Source organism: Catellatospora sichuanensis (genome assembly GCF_007483665.1).
GTDB lineage: Bacteria > Actinomycetota > Actinomycetes > Mycobacteriales > Micromonosporaceae > Catellatospora > Catellatospora sichuanensis.
Window position 1 is genome coordinate 128,786 of sequence record NZ_VIQO01000030.1, and the last position, 21,937, is coordinate 150,722.

Below are 21,937 nucleotides of genomic sequence, written 5' to 3' on the forward strand. Positions count from 1 at the left end.
ACCGCCACTTCGGAGCCGAGCATTCGGCGACCCGGCTCCGAGCCGACCGTCCGGTCTTCCGCGGCACACCGCGGCAGACCGGTGGCCCGGGTTGGCACCGGGCGCTCCGCCTCCACGGGCGGCGCGCCGCGGACCACCCGGACACCCGACCCCGAGGGAACGCGTCATGGCACCCATCGCCGAGATCCACCGTGCTCCGCGCCTGATCAGTGGCCGGTCGCCGGGACGGTCGTGCGTTCCTTCGGCTCCCCGTCCCGCACCAGCCGACCCCCACTGATCCGGAGCGACCCATGCCTCGAAGTACCCGCCCGCGCCTGGCCGCGGGCCTGGCCCTGATGATGCTCGCGAGCGTGGCGGCCGCGGTCGTCAACGTCGTCGCGACCCCCGCGCCGGCCGCCGCCGCGCCGCCCCCGACCTCCAGCTTCGAGAAGGTGAAGCTGGACGGCGGGCTGTCCATGGGCGAGCCGATCGAACTGTCCGTGCTGCCCGACGGCAAGGTCCTCTACATCAACCGGGGCACGAGCTCCGGCGGCGGCCAGGTCCGGCTCTACAACCCGGCCACCGGCTCCACCACCGTGGCGCTGACCCTGCAGCTCGACGCCCGGTTCGAGGACGGCCTGATCGGCATCACGCTGCACCCGCAGTTCGCCACGAACCGCTGGGTCTACCTGTTCTACTCGCCGGTGGCCACGCCGCTGGTCAACCGGATCTCCCGGTTCACCTTCAACAACACCACCCTGGTCCTCGACGCGGCCAGCGAGACCAAGCTCATCGAGTGGCCCACCGAGCGGCGGCTGTGCTGCCACTCCGCGGGCTCGATGACCTGGGACAGCAACAACAACCTGTACTTCGCGGTGGGCGACAACACCAACTCCGGCGGCGACTCCGCGGGCATGGCCCCCATCGACGAGCGCACCTCGCGCGACGCGCAGTACGACGCGCAGCGCACCTCGGGCAACACCAACGACCTGCGCGGGAAGATCAACCGGATCCACCCGGAGAACAACGGGACCTACACGATCCCGTCCGGCAACCTGTTCCCGCAGGGCACGGCGAACACCCGGCCCGAGATCTACACCATGGGCAACCGCAACCCGTACCGGATCTGGGTCGACAAGCAGGCGAACAACACCCTGTACTGGGGCGAGGTCGGACCCGACGCCGGGGCGACCATCCCGAACCGGGGCCCGGCCGCCTACGACGAGTACAACCGGGCCACCGGCCCCGGCAACTACGGCTGGCCCTACTGCGGCGGCCCGAACACCGCCTACAACGACTGGGACTTCGCGGCCAACGCGCCGCGCGGCTGGTTCCCGTGCGGCGGCAGCACCGGCCCGGTCAACAACTCCCCGCGCAACACCGGCCTGCAGCAGCTCCCGCCGACAAAGGGCGCGCTGGTATGGGAGCAGCACGGCGGCAGCCGGGAATGGCCCGCACTGGACAACCCGGGCGGCTGCGGCTCGCCCAACCACGCCGAGGTCTACCACTACAACCCGAACCTGAACTCCACGGTGAAGTGGCCGGCCTACTACGACAACAAGCTGATCATCACGGAGTACTGCCGTAACTGGATCAAGGAGGTCCAGTTCGACAACGGCAACCCGGTCACCGGCAACCCCACGATCATCGAGCCGGTGGTCTCCGGCATGCAGCTGGTGCACCCGATCGACATGGAGTTCGGCCCCGACGGGTCGCTCTACCTGCTCGAATACGGCAACGGCTACTTCTCCGGCGACGCCGCCGCAGGCCTGTACAAAATCAACTACGTGGCGGGCGGGCGCTCGCCGACCGCCGTCGCCACCGCCAACCGCGACAACGGGCTGGCCCCGCTCGCGGTGACCTTCTCCAGCGCGGGCAGCAACGACCCCGACGGCGACCCGCTGACCTACGCCTGGGACTTCGACAGCAACGGCACGACCGACTCGACCGCGGCGAACCCGTCGTACACGTACACCACGGTCGGCGACAAGCGGGCCCGGCTGACCGTCAACGACGGCACCGGCCGGTCCGGCAGCGTCACCATCCCCATCGTGGTCGGCAACAACCGGCCCGTGACCACGGTCGGCGCGATCCCGAACGGCGGCATCTACGGCTGGGGTGACAACGTCACCGCGACCGCGGCGTCCACCGACGCGCAGGACGGCACCATCGCCTGCGGCAACGTGGTGGTGCGGGTGGCGCTCGGGCACCAGGAGCACGCGCACGAGGAGGGCCAGGGCACCGGCTGCGGCTTCACCTTCAACACCGGCCCGATCCACGCCGGGCTCGACGCGGTGCAGTTCTTCGTGGTCCGGGGCAGCTACACCGACCGCGGCGCGACCGGCACCGTGCCGCTGACCGGCGAGCAGCAGCTCACCCTGTGGCCCAAGCAGTGGCAGGCCGAGCACTACGTGACCCTCAACGGGCCCAAGGTGGTCGACCAGGCCGCGGCCGAGGGCGGCAAGCGGCTGGGCGACATCCAGAACGGCGAGAGCGTACGCCACCACGGCGTCAGCCTGAAGGGCATCACCAGCGTCAAGGCCCGGGTCTCCTCAGCCGGGACGGGCGGCGTGCTGTCCTTCCGGTACGACTCCACGACCGGCCCCGAGGTTGCCCGGATCGCGGTGCCCGGCACCGGCGGCTGGGACAACTACACCGAGGTCACCGCCCCGGTGACCAGGCCCGACGACGGCACGCACGACCTGTACCTGGTGTTCACCGGCACGGGCACCGGCGCGCTGTACGACGTGGACAGCTACACGTTCATCGGCAGCGGCGTCGGCAGCACCCCGCCGGGCGGCGGCCAGGACCTGGCGCAGGGCCGCCCGGTGACCGCGTCCAGCACCGAGGCCGGGGCCAACGTCGCCGCGAACGCGGTCGACGGCAACGCCGCCACCCGCTGGAGCAGCCTCTACGCCGACCCACAGTGGATCACCGTGGACCTCGGTCAGCAGTACGCGGTCAACCGGGTGCGCATCAACTGGGAAGCCGCGTTCGGGCGGGCCTACCGGGTCGAGGTGTCGCCGGACAACAGCGCGTGGACGTCGGTGTTCTCGACGACCACCGGCGACGGCGGGGTCGACGACCTCAACGTCACCGGAACCGGCCGCTACGTGCGCGTCTACGGCACCCAGCGCGGCCTGACCCAGTACGGCTACTCGCTGTTCGACCTCAACGTCTACGGCACCCCGGCGAGCGGCGCGACGCTGCTGTCGCGCAACCGGCCCGTGACGGTGTCCAGCACCGAGGCCGGGGCCAACGTGGCGGCGAACGCGGTCGACGGCAGCACCACCACCCGGTGGAGCAGCCTGTACGCCGACCCGCAGTGGATCACCGTGGACCTCGGCCAGACCCGCAACGTCAGCCGGGTCGTCCTGAACTGGGAGACCGCGTACGCCACCGCTTACCAGGTGCAGGTCTCCAACGACAACAGCAGCTGGACCACGATCTCGTCCACCACCACCGGCAACGGGGCGGTGGACGACCTCGCGGTCAGCGGCTCGGGCCGCTACGTGCGGATCAACGGCACGGCGCGGGCCACCCAGTGGGGCTACTCGCTGTGGGAGTTCGACGTCTACGGGTCCTGACCCTCTCGCGCCGGAGGCGGCCGTCCGTCGCCTCCGGCGCTTCTTCGACAAGGAGCAACGATGCGCAGAAGGTTTCTGTCCCTGCTCACCGGCCTGGCCCTGGCGGTCGGGTCGGCGGCGCTGGCGCTGCCTGCCACGGCGCAGGCCGCGCCGCTGACCAAGGTGCTGGTCTTCTCCAAGACGGCCGGCTTCCGCCACTCCGCCATCCCCAACGGCATCGCCGCGATCCAGGCCCTGGGCACCGCCAACGGCTTCACGGTCACCGCGACCGAGGACGCCAACCAGTTCACCACCGCCAACCTCGCGCAGTACCAGGCGGTCATCTGGCTGTCGACGACCGGCGACGTGCTCAACGCGACCCAGCAGACCGCGTTCCAGAGCTACATCGCCGCGGGCGGCGGCTACGTCGGCGTGCACGCCGCGGCCGACACCGAATACGACTGGGCCTGGTACGGCGGCCTCGTCGGGGCTTACTTCTCCTCGCACCCGGCGACCCAGCAGGCCACCATCCGGGTCGAGGACCGGTCCAACATCTCCACCTCGCACCTGCCGCCGACCTGGACGCGCACCGACGAGTGGTACAACTACCGCGCCAACCCGCGGGCCAACGTGAAGGTCCTCGCGAGCCTGATCGAGTCGTCGTACACCGGCGGCAGCATGGGCGACCACCCGATCACCTGGTGCCAGAACTACGGCGGCGGGCGCTCCTGGTACACCGGCCTCGGCCACACCGAGGAGACGTACACCGACGCGAACTTCCGCACCATGCTGCTCGGCGGCATCCAGATCGCGGCCGGGTCCAAGCCCGCCGACTGCCGCCCGGAGACCGGCTACACCGCGATCTTCGACGGGACGCAGAACAGCCTCAACCAGTGGCGCATGGCCGGACCCGGCGGGTTCACCCTGGCCAATGAGACGCTGACCTCGTTCGGCGGCATGGGCCTGCTGTGGTTCCCGGTGCGCACCTACAGCAACTACTCGCTGAAGGTCGACTGGATGATGCCGGGCGACGACAACGGCGGCGTGTTCATCGGCTTCCCGGACCCCCTCAACGACCCATGGGGCCCGGTCAACGCCGGACACGAGATCCAGATCGACGCCACCGACGCCGACCCGAGCCGCACCACCGGCAGCGTGTACAGCTTCCAGGCGCCCAACACCACCGCCCGCGCCGCCGCGCTCAACCCGCCGGGCCAGTGGAACACCTACGAGATCGGCCTGCACGGCCAGCGGGTCGAGATCTGGCTCAACGGCGTGAAGATCAACGACTACAACAGCACCCGGGCCATCGCCAACGGCTACATCGGCGTGCAGAACGACGGCACCGGCGCGGACATCAACTACCGCAACATCCGCATCAAGACCGACGGCAGCCAGCCGCCGGCCACCGATGTCGCCCAGGGCAAGCCGGTCACCGCCTCCAGCACCGAGGCCGGCGGCAACGTCGCGGCCAACGCCGTCGACGGCAACGCCGCCAGCCGGTGGAGCAGCCTGTACGCCGACCCGCAGTCGATCACGGTGGATCTCGGCCAGTCGCACAACCTGACCCGGGTCCGGCTGAACTGGGAGACCGCCTACGGCCGGGCGTACCAGCTCCAGACCTCGCCCGACAACAGCACCTGGACCACCGTGTACTCCACGACCACCGGCGACGGCGGCGTCGACGACGTGACCCTGACCGGCACCGGCCGCTACGTGCGCATGAACGGCACGCAGCGGGCCACCCAGTGGGGCTACTCGCTGTGGGACCTCAACGTCTACGGCACCCCCGCAGGCACCGGGCCGGTCCTGCTGTCGCGCAACCGCCCGGTGACGGTGTCCAGCGTGGAGACCGGCAGCGCGCACAACGGCGCCAACGCCGTGGACGGCAACACCGGCACCCGCTGGGGCAGCGCCTACGCCGACCCGCAGTGGATCTCGGTCGACCTCGGCGCGTCGAAGGCGATCAGCCGGGTCCGGATCAGCTGGGAGGCGGCCTACGGCCGGGCGTACCAGATCCAGACCTCGCCCGACAACGCCACCTGGACCACCGTCCACTCGACCACCACGAGCGACGGCGGCATCGACGACGTGAACGTCACCGGCACCGGCCGCTACGTGCGCGTCAACGGCACCCAGCGCGCCCTCACCCAGTACGGCTACTCGATCTGGGAGCTCGACGTCTACGGAAATTGATTGATCTTCAGTTCCGTCCCATCCCCGGCGCGCACGCCCCTGCGCGCCGGGGCACCCCCACCCCCCGGAAGGAAGCCCATGAGGAAGATCCCTCGATGGCGGCTGTGGTTCACCGCGGCCGCCACCCTCGCCGCGAGCGTCGCGGTGTCCGTCGCGGCGGGCGCGCCCGCCGCCCAGGCCGCCCCGATCCCGGCGGCCGACTACCAGCAGGTGTCCCTCGCGACCGGCTCGGCCGAGCTGGGCGAGCCGATGTCGCTGGCGGTGCTGCCCAACCGCTCGGTGATCCACACCGCCCGGGACGGCACGATCCGGGTCACCGACGTCAACGGCAACACCAAGCAGGCCGCCAAGCTGTCCGTGTACACCCATGACGAGGAGGGCCTGCAGGGCATCGCGGTCGACCCGAACTTCGCCACCAACCGCTACGTCTGGGTCTACTACTCGCCGCCGCTGACCACCCCCGGCGGCGACGCCCCGGTCACCGGCACCGCGGCGGACTTCGCGCCGTGGAAGGGGCACCTGCGGCTGTCCCGGTTCACCCTCAACGCAGACGACACCGTCAACGTCGGCAGCGAGCGCATCACACTGCAGGTCGACAACGACCGCGGGCAGTGCTGCCACGTGGGCGGTGACATCGACTTCGACGCCTCGGGCAACCTGTACCTGACCACCGGCGACGACACGAACCCGTTCGAGTCGGCCGGCTACAGCCCGATCGACGAGCGCACCAACCGCAACCCGCAGTTCGACGCGCAGCGGTCCTCGGCCAACACCAACGACCTGCGCGGCAAGCTGCTGCGTATCAAGCCGCAGGCCGACGGCAGCTACACCATCCCGTCGGGCAACCTGTTCGCGCCGGGCACCGCCAACACCCGGCCCGAGATCTACGCGATGGGTTTCCGCAACCCGTTCCGGATGAGCGTGGACAAGGCCACCGGCGTCGTCTACCTCGGCGACTACGGCCCGGACGCGGGCACCACCGATGCCAACCGCGGCCCCAACGGGCAGGTCGAGTTCAACCGGATCACCTCGGCGGGCAACTACGGCTGGCCGTACTGCACGGGCACCAACACCACCAGCGAGACCTACAACGAGTGGAACTTCTCCACCAACGCCACCGGCGCGAAGTACAACTGCGGCGGCGGCGCGGCCAACAACTCGTTCCGCAACACCGGCCAGGCCACCCTGCCCGCCGCCCGGCCCAGCTGGATCCGCTACGGCGGCGACGCGGGCACCCCGCCGGAGTTCGGCGGCGGCTCCGAGTCGCCGATGGGCGGCCCGGTGTACCGGTTCAACGCGTCGTCGACCTCGACGGTGAAGTTCCCGCAGTCCATGGACGGGCGCTACTTCGCCGGTGAGTACGGCCGGCGCTGGATCAAGGCGATCGCGGTCAACGGCGACGGCACGCCCGGCGAGATCTCGGCGTTCCCGTGGACCGGCACCCAGGTCATGGACATGGCGTTCGGCCCCGACGGGGCGCTGTACGTGCTCGACTACGGCACCGGCGCCAACAACCAGGGGCTGTTCCGGGTGGAGTACATCGGCGGCGGCAACCGCAGCCCGGTCGCGGTGGCCTCGGCGAACAGGACCTCCGGTCCGAGTCCGCTGACCATCAACTTCTCCTCGGCGGGCAGCTCCGACCCGGAGGGCGGGGCGCTGAGCTACCTGTGGACGTTCGGCGACGGCACCACGTCGACGGCGGCCAACCCGACCAAGACGTACAACACCAACGGCACGTACGCCCCGACCCTGCGGGTCACCGACCCGGGCGGCCTGTCCGGCACGGCGAGCCTGGTCGTCACGGTCGGCAACGCCGCCCCGACGATCAACCTGACCACCCCCGGCAACGGCCAGCTGTTCACCTTCGGCGACACGGTGCCGTTCACGGTCACCGTCAGCGACCCGGAGGACGGCGCGATCAACTGCGCCCGGGTGACCGTGACCTACTCGCTCGGCCATGACAGCCACGCGCACCAGATCACCTCGAAGACGGGCTGCACGGGCACCATCACCATCCCGGTCGACGGCGAGCACGACGCCGCGGCGAACATCTTCGGCGTCATCGACGCGGCCTACACCGACAACGGCGGGCTGACCTCGCGCAGCACCCGCACCCTGCAGCCGAAGAAGCGCCAGGGTGAGCACTACGGCACGACCTCGGGCGTGCAGCCGGCCGACCACGCGGCGGCCGAGGGCGGGCGCACCGCCGGCTACATCGAGAACAACGACTGGATCGCGTACAACCCGTACATCGTGGGCAACGCGACGCAGTTCACCGCGCGGGTCTCCTCGGCGGGCGCGGGCGGCACCATCGAGGTGCGCACCGGCTCGGCGACCGGCACCCTGCTCGGCACCGCCACCGTGCCGGTGACCGGCAGCTGGGAGACGTTCACCAACGTCACCGCCAACCTGGCCGGCGCGCCGTCCGGGACGACCACGCTCTACCTGGTGTTCAAGGGCGGCGCGGGCAACCTGTTCGACGTCGACTCGTTCACCTTCGCCACCGGCGCCCCGCCGGCCAGCCCCGTGGTCGCGTGGCGGGCCCGGGTCAACAGCCAGTACGTGACGGCGGCCAACGGCACCACCGCGCTGATCGCCAACTCCGCCACCGTCGGCGCCACGCAGCGGTACGACCTGGTCAGCCTGGGCGGCAGCAACTACGGCCTGCGTTCCAAGGCCAACAACATGTTCGTCTGCGCGGAGAACGGCGGCGCGGGCGCGCTGATCGCCAACCGGGCCTCGGCCGGGGCCTGGGAGACGTTCACGCTGGTCAACAACTCCGACGGCAGCATCAGCCTGCGCGCGAACGTCAACGGGCTGTACGTGGTCGCCGAGAACAGCGGCGCCGCCGCGCTGATCGCCAACCGGACCGCCATCGGCCCCTGGGAGAAGTTCGACCTCGTCACGCAGTGAACCTGATCGACCCGGAAGGGAAAAGATCATGAAACGCATCAGGCGGACCTGGTCCGTCCTGCTGCCGGCCGTCGGGCTGGCGCTGGCGCTCGCGGGGACTCCCGCGGCGTCGGCGCCCCCGCCGGTGGCGGCACCCGTCACCGCGGCGGCGCAAGCGGCCGCCGCACCGCTGGCGTCCAACGTGCACATCTTCTACTACTCCTGGTACGGCAGCCCCGCCGTGAACGGCTCCTACCGGCACTGGCAGCAGGGCGGGTTCACGCCACCCAACGCGGTCGGGGCCAACCTGTACCCGAAGCTCGGCGCGTACGACTCCGGCGACTACGCCGGGGCCGTCAACCAGCACATGGCCTGGATCGCCCAGGCCGGCGTCGGCGTGATCGTCTACAGCTGGTGGGGCCAGAACTCCTACGAGGACCGCCTGGTCCCCGGCGTGCTCAACGCCGCGAACCAGTACGGCATCAAGGTCGCCTGGCACATGGAGCCCTATGCCGGGCGCACCGCCGCGTCCACCGTCGCCGACGTCAACTACCTCAACAGCCGGTACGGCTCGCACGCGGCGTACTACCGCGACGCCGCCCACGGCAACCGGCCCGCGTTCTACGTGTTCGAGAGCCTGCGCATCACCGACTGGGCCCCGATCGCGCCGCTGCGCAGCGGCAACATCATCCTGGCGCAGACGACCGACACCTCGAAGGTGGCCGGCTTCGGCGGGATGTACACCTACGACGCGATCGCCGGAGCGACCGCGCCGGGGTGGGCGAACGCCAACGCCTTCTGCAAGGCCAACGGCCTGATCTGGGCCCCGTCCGTGGGACCCGGCTACATCGACGACCGGGCGGTGCCGGGTAACACCACGCCCACGCTGGGGCGGGACAACGGGGCGACCTACGACCGCGAGTGGGGCAACGTGCTGGCCGCGGCCAACGGCGGCCCGCCGAGCTGGGTGTCGATCACCTCGTTCAACGAGTGGCACGAGGGCTCGGTCATCGAACCGGCGAGCGCCAACCCGCCCGCCGGCAACGGTTACCAGACCTACTCGGGCGCGTACGGCCTCACCGGCACCGCGGCCGAGACGGCCTACCTCACCCGCACGAAGTACTGGGTGGACCGCTACAACCCGCCGCCGCCCACGACCTCGACCGTGGTGAGCCTGCGCGCCCGCGTCAACAACCGGTACGTGGCGGCGGAGAACGCGGGCGCGGCCCCGCTCGTCGCCAACCGCACCGCCGTCGGCCCGTGGGAGCAGTTCGACCGCATCGACCTGGGCGGCGGCCTCATCGCGCTGCGCGCCCGGATCAACAGCCGGTTCGTGCACGCCGACAACGCCGCACCGCTGATCGCGAACGCGGCGGCGTCCGGCGCCTGGGAGACGTTCCGGGTGGTGGCCAACAGCGACGGCAGCGTCAGCCTGCTGGCCACCGCGAACAACCGCTACGTCTCAGCCGAGAACGCGGGCGCGGCGGCGCTCGTCGCCAACCGCACCGCCATCGGCGGATGGGAGAAGTTCGACATCATCCCCGGTTGACCCGGTGGGCGGACTGGAGGCCTCGACCCGGTCCGTCCACCACAGTGGACTTCGCCGTTCTCGCGGTTGTTACGCGAGGGCGGCGAAGCCTTGCGTAGAAAGCGTTTTCCTATTTCCATGTTCGATCAGGTCGTTACGGATGGGGGCTTGACTGCCGGTACGTGACCGAGTAAACATCTAGGAAATATCCTATAGGATTTCGATAGCTCGAAGTGCCTGACTAGGGAAGGAACTCGGCATGAGGCCGTTTGTTCGACTGGGCTCCATCGTCGGCGTGCTCGCTGTGGTGATCGCGGCGTCGGCCTGCACCAAGAAGGAAGACACCCCCGCCGACGGCGCGACGGCGCTCACCGCCGCGCAGGTGAAGGTGGCGCTGGTCCCCGGCGGCGCGCACCCGTACTTCCAGCCGTGGAAGGACGCCGGCGGCAAGGCCAAGACCGACTTCGCGTTCGGCGACGTCACCTTCAACGAGACCGCCGGCTGGGACCAGACCAAGCAGAACGACGTGCTCACCTCGCTGGCCGCCCAGGGCTACAACGCCTTCGGCATCTTCGGTGTCGCGCCGGAGAGCATCAACTCCACCTTCGAGAACCTGAAGAAGCAGGGCTTCCACGTCGGCTCGCTGGCGTCCTGCCCGGCCGGCGACAAGAACCTGGCCGACTTCTGCCTGTCCACCGATGTGCAGGAGGCGGCGTACAAGGCGGCCAAGGCGGCCGTGGAGGCCATGGGCGGCGCGGGCAACCTGGTCCACCTGACCGGCAACAAGGTCGACTCCAACACCCAGCGCCGCATCGCCGGCGTGCAGAAGGCCGTCGACGAGACCGGCGGCAAGGTCAAGCTGCTGGACACCATCACCGACATCGACAAGGATCTGCAGACCGCGCAGAAGGCCGTCGCCGACCTGCTGGCCGCCAAGGGCAGCCAGGTCAACGCGATCGTCACCACCGCCTACAACCCGGCCGTGGCCGCGGCGGGCGGCGTGAAGCAGGCCAAGCTGCCGATCAAGGTGATCGCCATCGACGACGACCCGACCATCATCGCGGGCATCAAGGCCGGCGAGGTCGCCGCGACCGTGCTGCAGAACCCGGTCGGCCAGGCCTACGTCGGTTCGTACGCACTGGTGAAGCTGTCCGAGGGCTGCACGATGGCCACCCCCGGTGTCATCATCGACTCCGGTTCCTTCGTGGTCACCACGGCCAACGTCGCCACCTACGACAACGACCGCGCGGCCAAGACCACCTCGCTCAAGTCCGACTTCGACACCAAGTACCTCACCTGCGCCAAGTAAGCCGCCGAGGGCCGGAGCGAGCCGTCTGAGCTCCGGCCACCGGCGACGCGCCCCGGCCCCACCCCCACGCGGCCGGGGCGCGTTCGCGCCGATCGCGACGCGCCACACCCCCGGAGAGTGCAGTGAAGCCAGAGGACACCACCACCCCCGAGCAGCCGCGGCCGCCCGCGCGGCTGCCGCTGTGGGCCAACCCCCGGATCGGGCTCGTCGTGCTGCTGATCGCGTTGATCGCGCTGTTCACCACGCTGCGGCCCGCCTTCCTCAACACCCAGCTGACGCTGGTGCCCATGCAGGCCGACATCAGCGTGTACGCCGTCGTCGGGCTTTCCCAGCTCGCCGTGCTCTCCCTGGGCCATATGAACATGGCCGTCGGTCGCATGGCCGCGATGAGCGCCTTCGCGTCCGGACTGCTGCACGACCGCCTCGACGCGCCGCTGATCGTGGCGCTGGCCGGGGGCCTGGCCATGGGCGCGCTGCTCGGCGCGCTGGCCGGGCTCATCATCGCGCGCACCGGCGTCAACTCGTTCGTCGTCACCCTGGCCCTGGACTTCGCCCTGATCGGCCTGGTCTCGCTGCTCTACGCCAGCTTCACCGACGGCGTGGCCTTCAACGGCCTGCCCGCGGGCATGTCCGCGCTGCGCACCGACACCTTCGCCGATTACTGCGCCGGTGACCTGTGCGGGCCGCCGATCCCGCTGCTGGCCCCGATCGCGCTGGTCGCGGTGCTCGTGGTGGGCCTGCTGTTCCGGTGGTCCCGGACCGGGCGCGAGGTGCTGATGGCCGGCTCCAACGCCAAGGCCGCCGAGCTGTCCGGCATCCCGGTGCGGGCCCGGGTGATCCAGGCGCACGCGCTGTCCGGCCTGCTCGCTGGGCTCGCCGGGTTCCTGCTCTCGGCCAACAACGGCGCTTTCTCGGCCGGGGTCGGCGACGGCTTCCTGCTGCCGTCCTTCCTCGCCCCGGTGCTCGGCGGCACGCTGCTGGTCGGCGGCGCGGTGAGCGTGCTCGGCACGGTGCTCGGCACCGCCATCACCCAGGTCATCTACAAGGGCCTGAACCTGCTGCAGTTCCAGGTCGACGAGCTCAAGCTCTACATCGGGCTGGTGCTGTTGGCCGCGCTGTCGCTGGACCGGCTGCGCCACGTGCTCGCCGAGCGGCGGGGGGTGCCGGCATGACCAGCACCGTCGAGTCCACCGCCACCCGGGCCGCGACCCCGGCCGCCCCGGCTCCGAGCCGGCTGCGGCGTACCGTGCGCACCTCGGAGTTCACCCTGGTCGCGCTGGCGGTCATCGGCTTCGTCGCACTGACCTTGACCACCGACGGCAACATGCTGTCGGCAGGCACCCTCGCCGCGTTCTTCCGCTTCCTGGCCGTACCCATGATCATCGGGTTGGCGCAGATGGTCGTACTGGCCATCGGCCAGATGAACCTGTCCGTCGGTGTGCTCACCGGCTTCTGCGCCATGGTCGCCGCCTGGGCCATGCTGGAGGCGGGGCTGCCCGCGCCGCTGGCGGTGCTCGGCGCGATGCTGCTCGGCGCGGCCGTCGGCCTGGGCAACGGGCTGCTGGTCGTGTTCACCAGGATCAACGCCTTCATCGTGACGCTGGCGACCATGACGATCATCGACGGGCTCCGGTACGGCGTCAACGGCCCCGGCACCTACCAGGACTACTCCGCCGGGCTCGAGGAACTGGGCCAGGCCTCCCTGTTGGGCCTGCCCGTGGTGTTCCTCATCGCCTGCGCCGTCGCCGCCACGGTGTGGTTCTTCTTCGCCCGCACCGTGCCCGGCCGGCACCTGCTGGCCAGTGGCGGCAGCCCGTTCGCCGCGCGGCTGTCGGGTGTGTCCAACGACCGGTCCATCGTGCTCGCGCACGCGCTGTCCGGGCTGCTGGCCGGGGTCGCCGCGGTGCTCACCCTGGCCCAGTCCGGCTCGGTGAACGCCACCATCGGCGACGACCTGCTGCTGCCCAGCTTCGCCGCGCCGATCATCGGCGGCGTCGCGCTGGCCGGCGGCGTGGTCAGCGTGCTGGGCACCAGCCTGGCCGCGTTCATCGTGCGCCTGGTCGACGTGGCCCAGGCCCAGTTCGCCATCAACCGGCGCTGGGTCGACCTCATCGTCGGCGCCGTCGTGCTCGGCGTGGTGCTGTCCGGCGCGATCCGGACCAAGCTCTCCCGGAGGTCGTCGTGATGCTGCTGGCCGAGGGCCTGACCAAGTCGTTCCCGGGGGTACGCGCGCTGGACGGCGCGACGCTGCAGCTCACCGCGGGCAGCGTGCACGCGCTGCTCGGCGAGAACGGCGCCGGCAAGAGCACCCTGGTGAAGATCCTCACCGGGGTGTACCGCCCCGACGGCGGCCGGGTCGTGCTCGACGGCCGCGACGTCCACTTCGGCAGCCCGCTCGAAGCGCTGCACGCGGGTATCGGTGTCGTGCACCAGGAACGCAACCTGGTGCCCGGGTTCTCCATCGCCGAGAACATCGCCCTGCAGCACCTGCCGAACCGCCTCGGCATGGTCGACCGCACCCGGATGCGGGCCGAGGCCCGCCGCTGCCTGGACCTGCTCGACCTCGACCTGGACCCGGACACCCGGGTCGCGGAACTGTCGGTGGCCCAGGCGCAGCTGGTCGAGATCGCCAAGGCGCTGTCGGTCGACACCCGGGTGCTGCTGCTCGACGAGCCGACCGCGTCGCTCACCGGCGACGAGGCCGACCGGCTGTACGCCATCGTGCGCAAGCTGACCGCCACCGGCCATGCCGTGGTGCTGGTCAGCCACAAGCTCGAGGAGGTGTTCGCGGTCGCCGACACGGTCACCGTGCTGCGCGACGGGCGCAGCGTCGCGCAGGCCCAGCCGCTGTCGGGGTACACCCGGGACGAGATCGTGGACCTGATGGTCGGCCGGGCGTACGCCTCGGTCGAACTCACCGCCCGCACCGTGGACCGCGACGCGACACCGGCGCTGGAACTCGCCGGGCTCAGCACGCGCCACGGCCACCGCGACGTCTCGCTCACCGTCGCCCGCGGCGAGATCCTCGGCCTCTACGGCCTGGTCGGCGCCGGGCGCACCGAGCTGGCCAAGGCGCTGCTGGGCCTCGACGAGATCACCGGCGGCGAGGTCCGCGTACACGGCGCACCGGTGCGCATCCGCGACGTCGGGCAGGCGCTGCGCCGCCACCGCATCGGCTACGTGCCCGAGGACCGCAAGGGCGAGGGCCTGTTCCTGGAGCAGCCGATCACCCGCAACGTCGGGGTGACCGTATGGCGGCGGCTGGCCCGTTTCGGCCTCATCCCGGACCGGGCCGAACGTGACGTGGTCGCCGAGTACACCAAGCTGCTCGGCATCCGGGCCGCCTCGCCGAACCAGCTCGCCGGGCAGCTGTCCGGCGGCAACCAGCAGAAGGTCAGCCTCGCCAAATGGCTCGCCGCGAGCTGCGACATCCTCATCGTGGACGAGCCGACGGTCGGCATCGACGTACGCACCAAGGCCGCGTTCCACGAGCTGATCGCACGGCTGGCCGGACAGGGCATGGCCATCCTGCTGATCTCCTCGGACCTGCCGGAGATCGTCACGCTGGCCGACCGGATCGCCGTGATGGGCGACGCCGCCGTGCGCGGCGAGTTGGCCAACGACCACGACTACGACACGGTGAGCCAGCGCGTGATCCGCCTCATCCACGCCGCGCCCGCGCCGGTCTGACCGACCAGGAAGGCCCGTCCCCGCGGCAGGCGGGGACGGGCCTCACGTCAGGGGACGGTCAGCGCCAGCGCTCGGCGGCCGCCTGGCACTTCACGCAGTGGGTCGACCAGGGCATGATCTCCATGCGCGCGGGTGGGATCTGCTGCCCGCAGCCGTCGCAGGTGCCCAGCGAGCCGCCCTCGAACCGGGTCAGCGCGTCGGCCAGCTTGCGCATGTGGTCGTCCAGTGCCGCGGTGAGCAGGTCCTGCTGCTCGGTGTCGGAGACCATGGCGCCCGCATCGGCGACGTCGCCGGGGCCCTGGTCTCCGGAGCGCCGCAGCTGCCGGACCGACTCGCTCTGCACCCGCAACTGCTCGGCGGCCTCTTCGTAGCGTGCCTTCAACAGCACGCCGAGCTGTGCCTTGTCGAGCGTGCCTTCCAGCGTTGTCATCATGCCTCCACTGTCTCGGTGCATCGTTGCTTCCCGATGCCGCCGCGGGCCAAACCTCCGTTGCCAAGCGGGACAACGGATGCCGGGCTCTGCGGTTTCGGGTGAAGCGTGGCCATCGTGCGTCGCATGTCTGAGCTTTCGCTGAACGCCGAACCCGGATGCTGGCACGGTCGCGCTATCCTGCCCGCCGCACGGGGAACGGACAGTTCCGACGCGGGTCCGGACCTGTCGAAATGCCCGATGGATCCCGAAGGATGGCGGCAGTCGGCAGTGGGGGAGAGTGCGCCGGCTGCCGGTTTCGGTGAGGACGGGTTGCCCGGTTCGGTGATACAGCCCACTGACGAGTTCCCGCGAGGTGGCCGTCCGGCGTTCTTCACCGCCCGCTCGCCCGAACCCGGCCACGCTCGGCCGGTCGGCGGGCAGGCGCGCCGACCGTCTACATCGGGTGTACGGCATGCCGATGCCCGCGACGCCGGCCATCCGTGCTCGGGCTGCGGGTGGCTCGTTCACCGCGTCCGGGGAACATGAACGTGAGGCTATTTGAGGTTTTAGGACAGTTTTTGACATGTCTTCTGACTTGTGTCTAGTGCCCGATTTGGTTACGTTGTCCTGCAGTGCCATCCCTGGCGAGGGCGACTCGCCTGAAAAGGGGCTCCGGACGGTCCGGCGCCCGACGTGACCGAAGGGTGTGGTCGTGCGCTATCGGCCAGAGCTGGTCAGGGAGGCCGACCGCTACTGCGGGCGGCGTCGCGCGGGCACACCGTCGCGCAGCAGGTACGCCACGGTGCTGGCCACCGCCGCCGCGGGTGCGGGCATCGTCGCCTTCGGCGCCGCGGCCGTCGTGCCCGACGCCAAAGCCGACGCCCCCGGCGACCACATGGCGGCGTTCAGCGAGGCGGCCCGTGCTGACATCGCCGCCCGCCCCAACCGCGGCGACCGCCAGCTCAGCACCTCCATCAGCCAGGACGCCCCCGACGCGTGGGTGCTGCCGCTGCACGACTACACGCTGAGCTCCCGCTACGGCATCCGCTGGGGGCGGCCGCACCGCGGACTCGACCTGGCCGGGCTGCCCGAGGGCACGCCGTACATGGCGGTGCGCGGCGGCGTGGTGGTGCAGGCGGGCTGGAACGGCGGTTACGGCAACTCGATCATCGTCGACCACGGGCACGGCCTGCAGACGCTGTACGGGCACTCCAGCCGCGTGCTGGTCAAGCCGGGCGACCGGGTCCAGGCCGGCGACGTCATCGGCATGACGGGCAACACCGGCTACTCGTACGGCACCCACCTGCACCTGGAGATCCACGTCGACGGCGTCGCCCACGACCCGGTGACCTGGTTCAAGAAGCACGGCGTCGACTTCGAACTCGAACTCGAAGAGGTGTACGGTTCCTGACCCGCCGGCGGCGGGGCCGCCGTTCACGCCGCGAGCAGGGTCGCGGTCAGCGCGGGGAGGGCCAGCGGCAGGGCGAGGTGGTAGCCCTGCGCATACGGCACGCCCAACCGGCCCAGGGCGGTGAGCTGGTCGCCGGTCTCGACGCCTTCGGCGGTGACGTGCAGGCCGAGGCTCCGGGCCAGCTCGGTGAGCATCCGGACGATCGCGTGATCACGCGGGTTGTGCAGCATGCCCGCCACGAACTCCTTGTCTATCTTGATGCCCTGGACGGCCAGGCGGGACAGGTAGCGCAGGTCGGTCGCGCCGGCGCCCATGTCGTCGAGGGCCACCCCGATGCCGCGTTCGATCAGCTTCTCCAGGCACGGTCGGGCGTGGACGAGCGTCTGCAGATCGGCGCCCTCGGACAGTTCCAGCCGCAGCCGCCGCGCGGCGAGCCCGGTGCGGCGCAGGGCGGTGGTGACGAGTTCGGTGAAGTCCGTCGCCAGGGTGGGCGCGGACAGGTTGACGTTCACGTGGGCGGGCACCGCGTCGCCGAGCGAGGCGTCGAGTTCGACCATGTCGCGGCAGGCGCGGTGCAGCACCCAGCGGTCGAGCAGCGGCAGGTGACCGCCGTGCTCGGCGGCGGGCAGGAACCGGTCGGGGCTGATCAGACCCAGTGTCGGGTGCTGCCAGCGCACCAGGGCCTCGACCGCGACCACCGCGCGATCGGCCACCCGCACGATCGGCTGGTAGAGCAGCCGCAACTCGCCGTGGGCGACGGCCTGGGCGACGGTGCGGCCGGCCACGCGCGCCGGGTCGGCGGGTTCGTCGCCGGCAGGCGGTCCCAACGTGTGGGCATCGACGGTGCTGGGGAAGGAGGTCATCGGGTCGTAGGTCATCACGTGCGGGCTCCTGTCGGGCAAGGCTCGGCGGGTTCCGCCGGATGTCCTCCTCGGCGAGGACATGCCCAACTATCGCGTCCCGGGCAGTGCGGTCGAGCCTGTGCACAACCCCGGTCGGGCGGCACTGGTCGGTTTCGCGGGTACCCGGGCCGGGGCCCGCCGGGAGCGGATCGCGTCCGGGATTCGCCCCTGATGTCCGATTCCAGGGACGACCTGTTGCCCGATCAGCCAGGTGAACCGGCTTGAGAAGGCACCCACACCGTGTCGAGCCCGGCGTCGAGCGTCGCGTCGCGCAGCTCCCGGCGCGAGTTGATGGCCAGCTTCGTGTACACCTTGCGCAGGTGCCACTCGACCGTACGGGGGCTGATGAACAGCTCGGCCCCGATCTCGGTGTTGGTGCGCCCGTCCCGGGCCAGTGACGCGATCAACGCCTCCTGCGGCGTCAGATCGAGCGCCGAATCCGCGGTCCGCCTGCGGACGGTCTCGCCGGTCGCCAGCAGTTCGTTGCGGGCGCGCTCGCCGAACGCCTCGGCGCCCATGAGCGTGAGCATGTCGTGGGCGCGGCGCAGGTGCTCGCGGGCGTCCGCCCGCCGGTTCTCGCGGCGCAGCCATTCCCCGTACACCAGGTGCGCCCTGGCCAGGTGCGCGTTCATGCGGCAGTCCTCGAGCCGGTCGATGGCCTCCCGGTAGAACTCCTCGGCGGCGGGCCCCTCGGCCAGCAGCGCTCGCGCGCGTGCCTCGGTGCCCAGCGCCCACTGTGTGCCGCTGGCCTGTGTCCGCTCCGTGAGGTCCGCCAGCGCCTCCGCGCCGATCTCCGGCTGCTCGGCGCGGGCGGCGGCCTCCACCAGTTCCGGCAGCGTCCAGGCCCTGGCCACCAGGTGATCCCCGGCGGTGGCCCGTTGGGCGGCGGCCAGCGCGGAGGAATAGCGGCCCAGCCCGTTGTCCAGCACGGCGGCGGCGTACTCGGTCAGCACGAGAGCACTGCCCTCCCCGCGGGGAAACGCGTCCTGTATGCCGTCCTGGGTCAGTTTCGCCGTGCGCGGCTCGTCACCCCGCCAGGCGGCCAGCATGAGCGGGGTATAGGGCGGCGGCGACACCTGGATGGCGGCGTCGAGGGCGGCGGACTCGTCGTTCAGCGCGGCGGCGGCGGCGAAGTCGCCCGCCTGGACGTAGAAGCTGGCGAGATAGTCCAGTGCCATCGGCAGCAGGCTCAGCGTGCCCGCTGCACGGGCCGCCTGCACCCGGGACTCCAGCACCTCCAGCCACGCCGCGCCCTCCCACAGCTCCATCGCGACCAGCGAGGAGGTCAGGCAGATCCAGGTCAGGCCGCTGTCGCTGGTCCGGAATGCCGTCAACGCCCGCCGCAGGGTGGGCACCGCCGGCGCGTATCCGTCGGTGAACTGCACCGACAAGCCGTCGAGGAAGAGATCGACCGGATCGTGCGAGCCGGGTTCGGCGGGGGCCGACCGGGCCGCCTCGGCAACCGTGCGCACGCCGAACTCCGGTTCCAGCCGCCCGGCGCCGGCGAATATCGACGCCAACAGCGCCTCCAGATACGTCTCCCGGGCGAGCGGGACGTCGAGCGGGGTCAGCCGCCGGGCGGCATGCAGCAGCAGGCCCGGCGCGTCACTGCCCCGGCTGCGGGAGAACACCAGCTGCGCGCGCAGCCGTTCCAGCCGTGCCTGCTGCAGCCGGTCGAGCGTGCTGAGCTGTGCGGTGGCGAGCAGCTCGTGGGCCATGTCGGGCGCGCCGGCGGCGAACGCGGCCTGCGCGGCGGCCAGCGCGCGCTCCCCGCGCAGCCCAAGATCGGGCGTGAGCTCGGCAGCCCGCTCCAGGAACGCCGCGGTGGCCGCGGCGCCGCCGCGGGCCTGCGCCCGTTCGGCGGAACGCTCCAGGTCCTCGGCCACCGACTCGTCCGGACTCGTCGTCGCCTCCGCGAGGTGCCAGGCGCGCCGATCCGGGTCGACCAGCCGATCGGTCGCCTCGGCCAGGGCGAGGTGCACCTGCCGGCGCTCGGCCGGCGTCGCGGAGCGGTAGACCGTGGAGCGTACGAGTGGGTGGGCGAAGCGCACCCGGGTGCCCACCGTGAGCAACCGGGCTGCCTCCGCGGGTGCGGCTGTGTCAGTGGTCAAGCCCAGCCCGGCCGCGGCACGCCACAGCAGGGCCGGATCGCCGAGCGGTTCGGCGGCGGCCACCAGCAGCAACTGCCCGGTCTGCGGGGGCAGCGCCCGCAGGCGGCGCAGATAACACTGCTCGATCCGGCTGGTACGGCTCAGCGGCGGCCGGCCCTTGGGCAGGCCGAATCCACCGGCCAGTTCCGGCAGGGTCATCTCCGTCGGCAGCTCCAGCAGGGCCAGCGGGTTGCCGCGGGCCTCCGCCAGGATCCGGTCCCGCACACGCTCGTCGAGCGCTCCCGGGATCGCCGACGCCAGCAGCGTGCGCGAGTCGCCGTCGTTGAGCCCGGCCAGCACCAGTTCCGGCAGCCCGAGCAGCTCGCGGTCATCGGGTTCGGGTTCGACGGCGGGCACACGCACCACGAAGACCAGGGCGATCGGGTCGGCCACGAGCCGCCGGGCCACGAACGTCAGGGCCTGAGCGGATGCCCGGTCCAGCCACTGGAAGTCGTCGACGAGGCAGACGATCGGCCGGCTGCCCGCCACTTCGGACAGCAGGGTCAGGGTCGCCAGGCCGACCAGGAAGCGGTCCGGGGCGGACCCCTCGGCCAGCCCGAACGCGCTACGCGGCGCGTCCCGCTGGGGCGCCGGCAGGCCGTCCAGCTGATCGAGCATCGATCCGCAGAGCTGGTGCAGGCCCGCGTAGGCCAGCTCCATCTCGGACTCGACGCCCGACACCCGTACGACACGGCTGTTCGACGCCTTGCCGGCCAGGTAGTCCAGCAACGCGGTCTTGCCCTCACCGGGCTCCCCGCGGATGACCAGCACCGCGTGCGTGCCCTCGTGGATCTCTTCCAGGAGCCGGTCCAGCACCTCGCACTCGGCGCGCCGACCGTACAGCCCATCGACCGGATTCATGCCGGACATCTCCACCGTAGAGTTTCGTCCGTTTTCAGGGTAATCCTCGGGAGATCAGGCGGTGCGGAAACCGCGGTGCCGCGCGCGGCCGCCGCGCCTACGATGGCCGCCGTGCATACGCCAAACCTGCCCTTCCGCTGGGACGTGGTCACCCCGGACCAGGTCGGCGGGCTGCTCGACGGGGTCGAGCCGCCGCCGCTGTGGTACGCCGACGAGCTGGTCGCCTGCACGGGCCGGGTCATCGCCCGCAGCGGCGACGCCGATCTGATCTTCGTCGGCCGGTCCCTGGACTCGATGTACGACCTGCTGGGCGGGGCACTGGCGGACACCTCCTGGCGGGACCGCACGCACCGGTTGCCGCTGTCGTTCAGCGTCGGCGGCCGGTGGGTCGGCCGCCGGTTCCGGCGCAGACGCATCGGCGGACCGGAACTGGCGCAGGCCCGGCTGATCCTCGAACAGCTCGGGCTCAGCCCGTACGCGCTCGCCCGGCGCGCCCGGCCGGTGGCCTTCGTCGACGTCGTCTACGGCGGGGACACCTTCGGCGAGCTGTACGCGCTGCTGCGGTCGTGGATCGGGCGGGAGCGGGAGCCGTGGGGTGTGATCCGGCAGAAGCTGCGGTTCGTCGGGGTCACCTCGCGCCGCGACACCAGCCCGAAGACCTGGCGCTGGCAGCAGCACGCCGACTGGACCCGCGAGCTGCCCTCGCGATCGGTGCTCAACGTGTCGCTCGATGCGCAGGTGTGGTCCTACCTCGGCGACAACCAGGTCAAGCTGACCCGGACGTTTCCGCCGCGGCAATGGCTGGCGCAGGTGCCCGGCCCGCAGCGGGACGAGCAGACCCGCCTCGCCCTGGCCGAGGCGTTCGCGCTGGTCGAACTGGGCCGTTCGGCACGAGCGCGGCGGGCGCTGGTCCGCGCGATCACCGGTGAGCCCGCGATGGCCCAGCCGTGGTCGCGGGCCCTCATCGGGCAGCTGTCCGGCGGATCCGGATAGGACGAACCGGCAGTCTTCGCGGCCCGACAGCGTTGTCTAGGGCCGAAT

General features: G+C 71.2%; 13 protein-coding genes. 10 read left to right on the plus strand and 3 right to left on the minus strand.

Going from position 1 to position 21,937, the window contains the following annotated elements:
- The first annotated feature begins 290 nt into the window (after positions 1-290).
- The 8 genes from FLL47_RS34370 to FLL47_RS34405 all read left to right on the plus strand — a co-directional run bounded on the left by FLL47_RS34370 (position 291) and on the right by FLL47_RS34405 (position 15,160).
- Positions 291-3,566: a discoidin domain-containing protein gene (locus FLL47_RS34370; protein ID WP_144126821.1), complete on the plus strand. Its 3,276-nt coding sequence runs from the start codon at positions 291-293 to the stop codon at positions 3,564-3,566.
- A gap of 60 nt (positions 3,567-3,626) precedes the next feature.
- Entirely contained in the window at positions 3,627-5,741 is a 2,115-nt protein-coding gene (locus tag FLL47_RS44390; protein ID WP_144126822.1) for a ThuA domain-containing protein, read from the plus strand.
- 78 nt (positions 5,742-5,819) lie between these two features.
- Positions 5,820-8,654 (plus strand): PQQ-dependent sugar dehydrogenase, encoded by a 2,835-nt coding sequence (locus FLL47_RS34380; RefSeq protein ID WP_144126823.1) that lies wholly within the window; start codon positions 5,820-5,822, stop codon positions 8,652-8,654.
- Between the two features lie 28 nt (positions 8,655-8,682).
- Positions 8,683-10,182: a glycoside hydrolase family 99 protein gene (locus tag FLL47_RS34385; RefSeq protein WP_222106323.1), complete on the plus strand. Its 1,500-nt coding sequence runs from the start codon at positions 8,683-8,685 to the stop codon at positions 10,180-10,182.
- Positions 10,183-10,420: 238 nt separating this feature from the next.
- Complete coding sequence (locus FLL47_RS34390) at positions 10,421-11,470, plus strand: sugar ABC transporter substrate-binding protein (RefSeq protein WP_144126824.1); 1,050 nt, start codon at positions 10,421-10,423, stop codon at positions 11,468-11,470.
- Between the two features lie 122 nt (positions 11,471-11,592).
- Positions 11,593-12,642, plus strand: a complete 1,050-nt coding sequence (locus FLL47_RS34395; protein ID WP_144126825.1) for an ABC transporter permease — start codon at positions 11,593-11,595, stop codon at positions 12,640-12,642.
- A complete protein-coding gene (locus tag FLL47_RS34400; RefSeq protein ID WP_144126826.1) occupies positions 12,639-13,655 on the plus strand; it encodes an ABC transporter permease in 1,017 nt (338 codons plus the stop codon). The genes FLL47_RS34395 and FLL47_RS34400 overlap by 4 nt, the downstream gene beginning before the upstream one ends.
- Positions 13,655-15,160, plus strand: coding sequence for a sugar ABC transporter ATP-binding protein (locus FLL47_RS34405; RefSeq protein WP_144126827.1), 1,506 nt, complete (start codon positions 13,655-13,657; stop codon positions 15,158-15,160). The genes FLL47_RS34400 and FLL47_RS34405 overlap by 1 nt, the downstream gene beginning before the upstream one ends.
- A 58-nt stretch (positions 15,161-15,218) precedes the next feature.
- Here FLL47_RS34405 and FLL47_RS43290 read toward each other — a convergent pair whose 3' ends face one another.
- Entirely contained in the window at positions 15,219-15,590 is a 372-nt protein-coding gene (locus tag FLL47_RS43290; protein WP_186316075.1) for a TraR/DksA family transcriptional regulator, read from the minus strand.
- 694 nt (positions 15,591-16,284) lie between these two features.
- On the opposite strand from FLL47_RS43290, the gene FLL47_RS34415 reads away from it, so the two are divergent.
- On the plus strand, positions 16,285-16,983 hold the full coding sequence (locus tag FLL47_RS34415) for a M23 family metallopeptidase (RefSeq protein ID WP_246159035.1): 699 nt from the start codon (positions 16,285-16,287) through the stop codon (positions 16,981-16,983).
- Between the two features lie 23 nt (positions 16,984-17,006).
- Here the strand turns inward: FLL47_RS34415 and FLL47_RS34420 are convergent, their stop codons facing one another.
- Together FLL47_RS34420 and FLL47_RS34425 are read right to left on the minus strand one after the other, a co-directional pair.
- Positions 17,007-17,861 (minus strand): EAL domain-containing protein, encoded by an 855-nt coding sequence (locus FLL47_RS34420; RefSeq protein ID WP_186316076.1) that lies wholly within the window; start codon positions 17,859-17,861, stop codon positions 17,007-17,009.
- A gap of 227 nt (positions 17,862-18,088) precedes the next feature.
- On the minus strand, positions 18,089-20,896 hold the full coding sequence (locus FLL47_RS34425) for an ATP-binding protein (RefSeq protein WP_222106324.1): 2,808 nt from the start codon (positions 20,894-20,896) through the stop codon (positions 18,089-18,091).
- A 111-nt stretch (positions 20,897-21,007) separates the two neighbouring features.
- Between FLL47_RS34425 and FLL47_RS44395 the strand changes: the two genes are divergently transcribed.
- Complete coding sequence (locus tag FLL47_RS44395) at positions 21,008-21,889, plus strand: hypothetical protein (RefSeq protein ID WP_246159036.1); 882 nt, start codon at positions 21,008-21,010, stop codon at positions 21,887-21,889.
- The last annotated feature ends 48 nt before the right edge of the window (positions 21,890-21,937 follow it).

Excerpts from the sequence above, each read along its gene's own strand:
- FLL47_RS34370 (WP_144126821.1), top strand. The coding sequence starts at position 291 with ATGCCTCGAAGTACCCGCCCGCGCCTGGCCGCGGGCCTGGCCCTGATG.
- FLL47_RS44390 (WP_144126822.1), top strand. The coding sequence starts at position 3,627 with ATGCGCAGAAGGTTTCTGTCCCTGCTCACCGGCCTGGCCCTGGCGGTC.
- FLL47_RS34380 (WP_144126823.1), top strand. The coding sequence starts at position 5,820 with ATGAGGAAGATCCCTCGATGGCGGCTGTGGTTCACCGCGGCCGCCACC.
- FLL47_RS34385 (WP_222106323.1), top strand. The coding sequence starts at position 8,683 with ATGAAACGCATCAGGCGGACCTGGTCCGTCCTGCTGCCGGCCGTCGGG.
- FLL47_RS34390 (WP_144126824.1), top strand. The coding sequence starts at position 10,421 with ATGAGGCCGTTTGTTCGACTGGGCTCCATCGTCGGCGTGCTCGCTGTG.
- FLL47_RS34400 (WP_144126826.1), top strand. The coding sequence starts at position 12,639 with ATGACCAGCACCGTCGAGTCCACCGCCACCCGGGCCGCGACCCCGGCC.
- FLL47_RS34405 (WP_144126827.1), top strand. The coding sequence starts at position 13,655 with ATGCTGCTGGCCGAGGGCCTGACCAAGTCGTTCCCGGGGGTACGCGCG.
- FLL47_RS43290 (WP_186316075.1), bottom strand. The coding sequence starts at position 15,590 with ATGACAACGCTGGAAGGCACGCTCGACAAGGCACAGCTCGGCGTGCTG.
- FLL47_RS34420 (WP_186316076.1), bottom strand. The coding sequence starts at position 17,861 with ATGACCTACGACCCGATGACCTCCTTCCCCAGCACCGTCGATGCCCAC.
- FLL47_RS34425 (WP_222106324.1), bottom strand. The coding sequence starts at position 20,896 with ATGAATCCGGTCGATGGGCTGTACGGTCGGCGCGCCGAGTGCGAGGTG.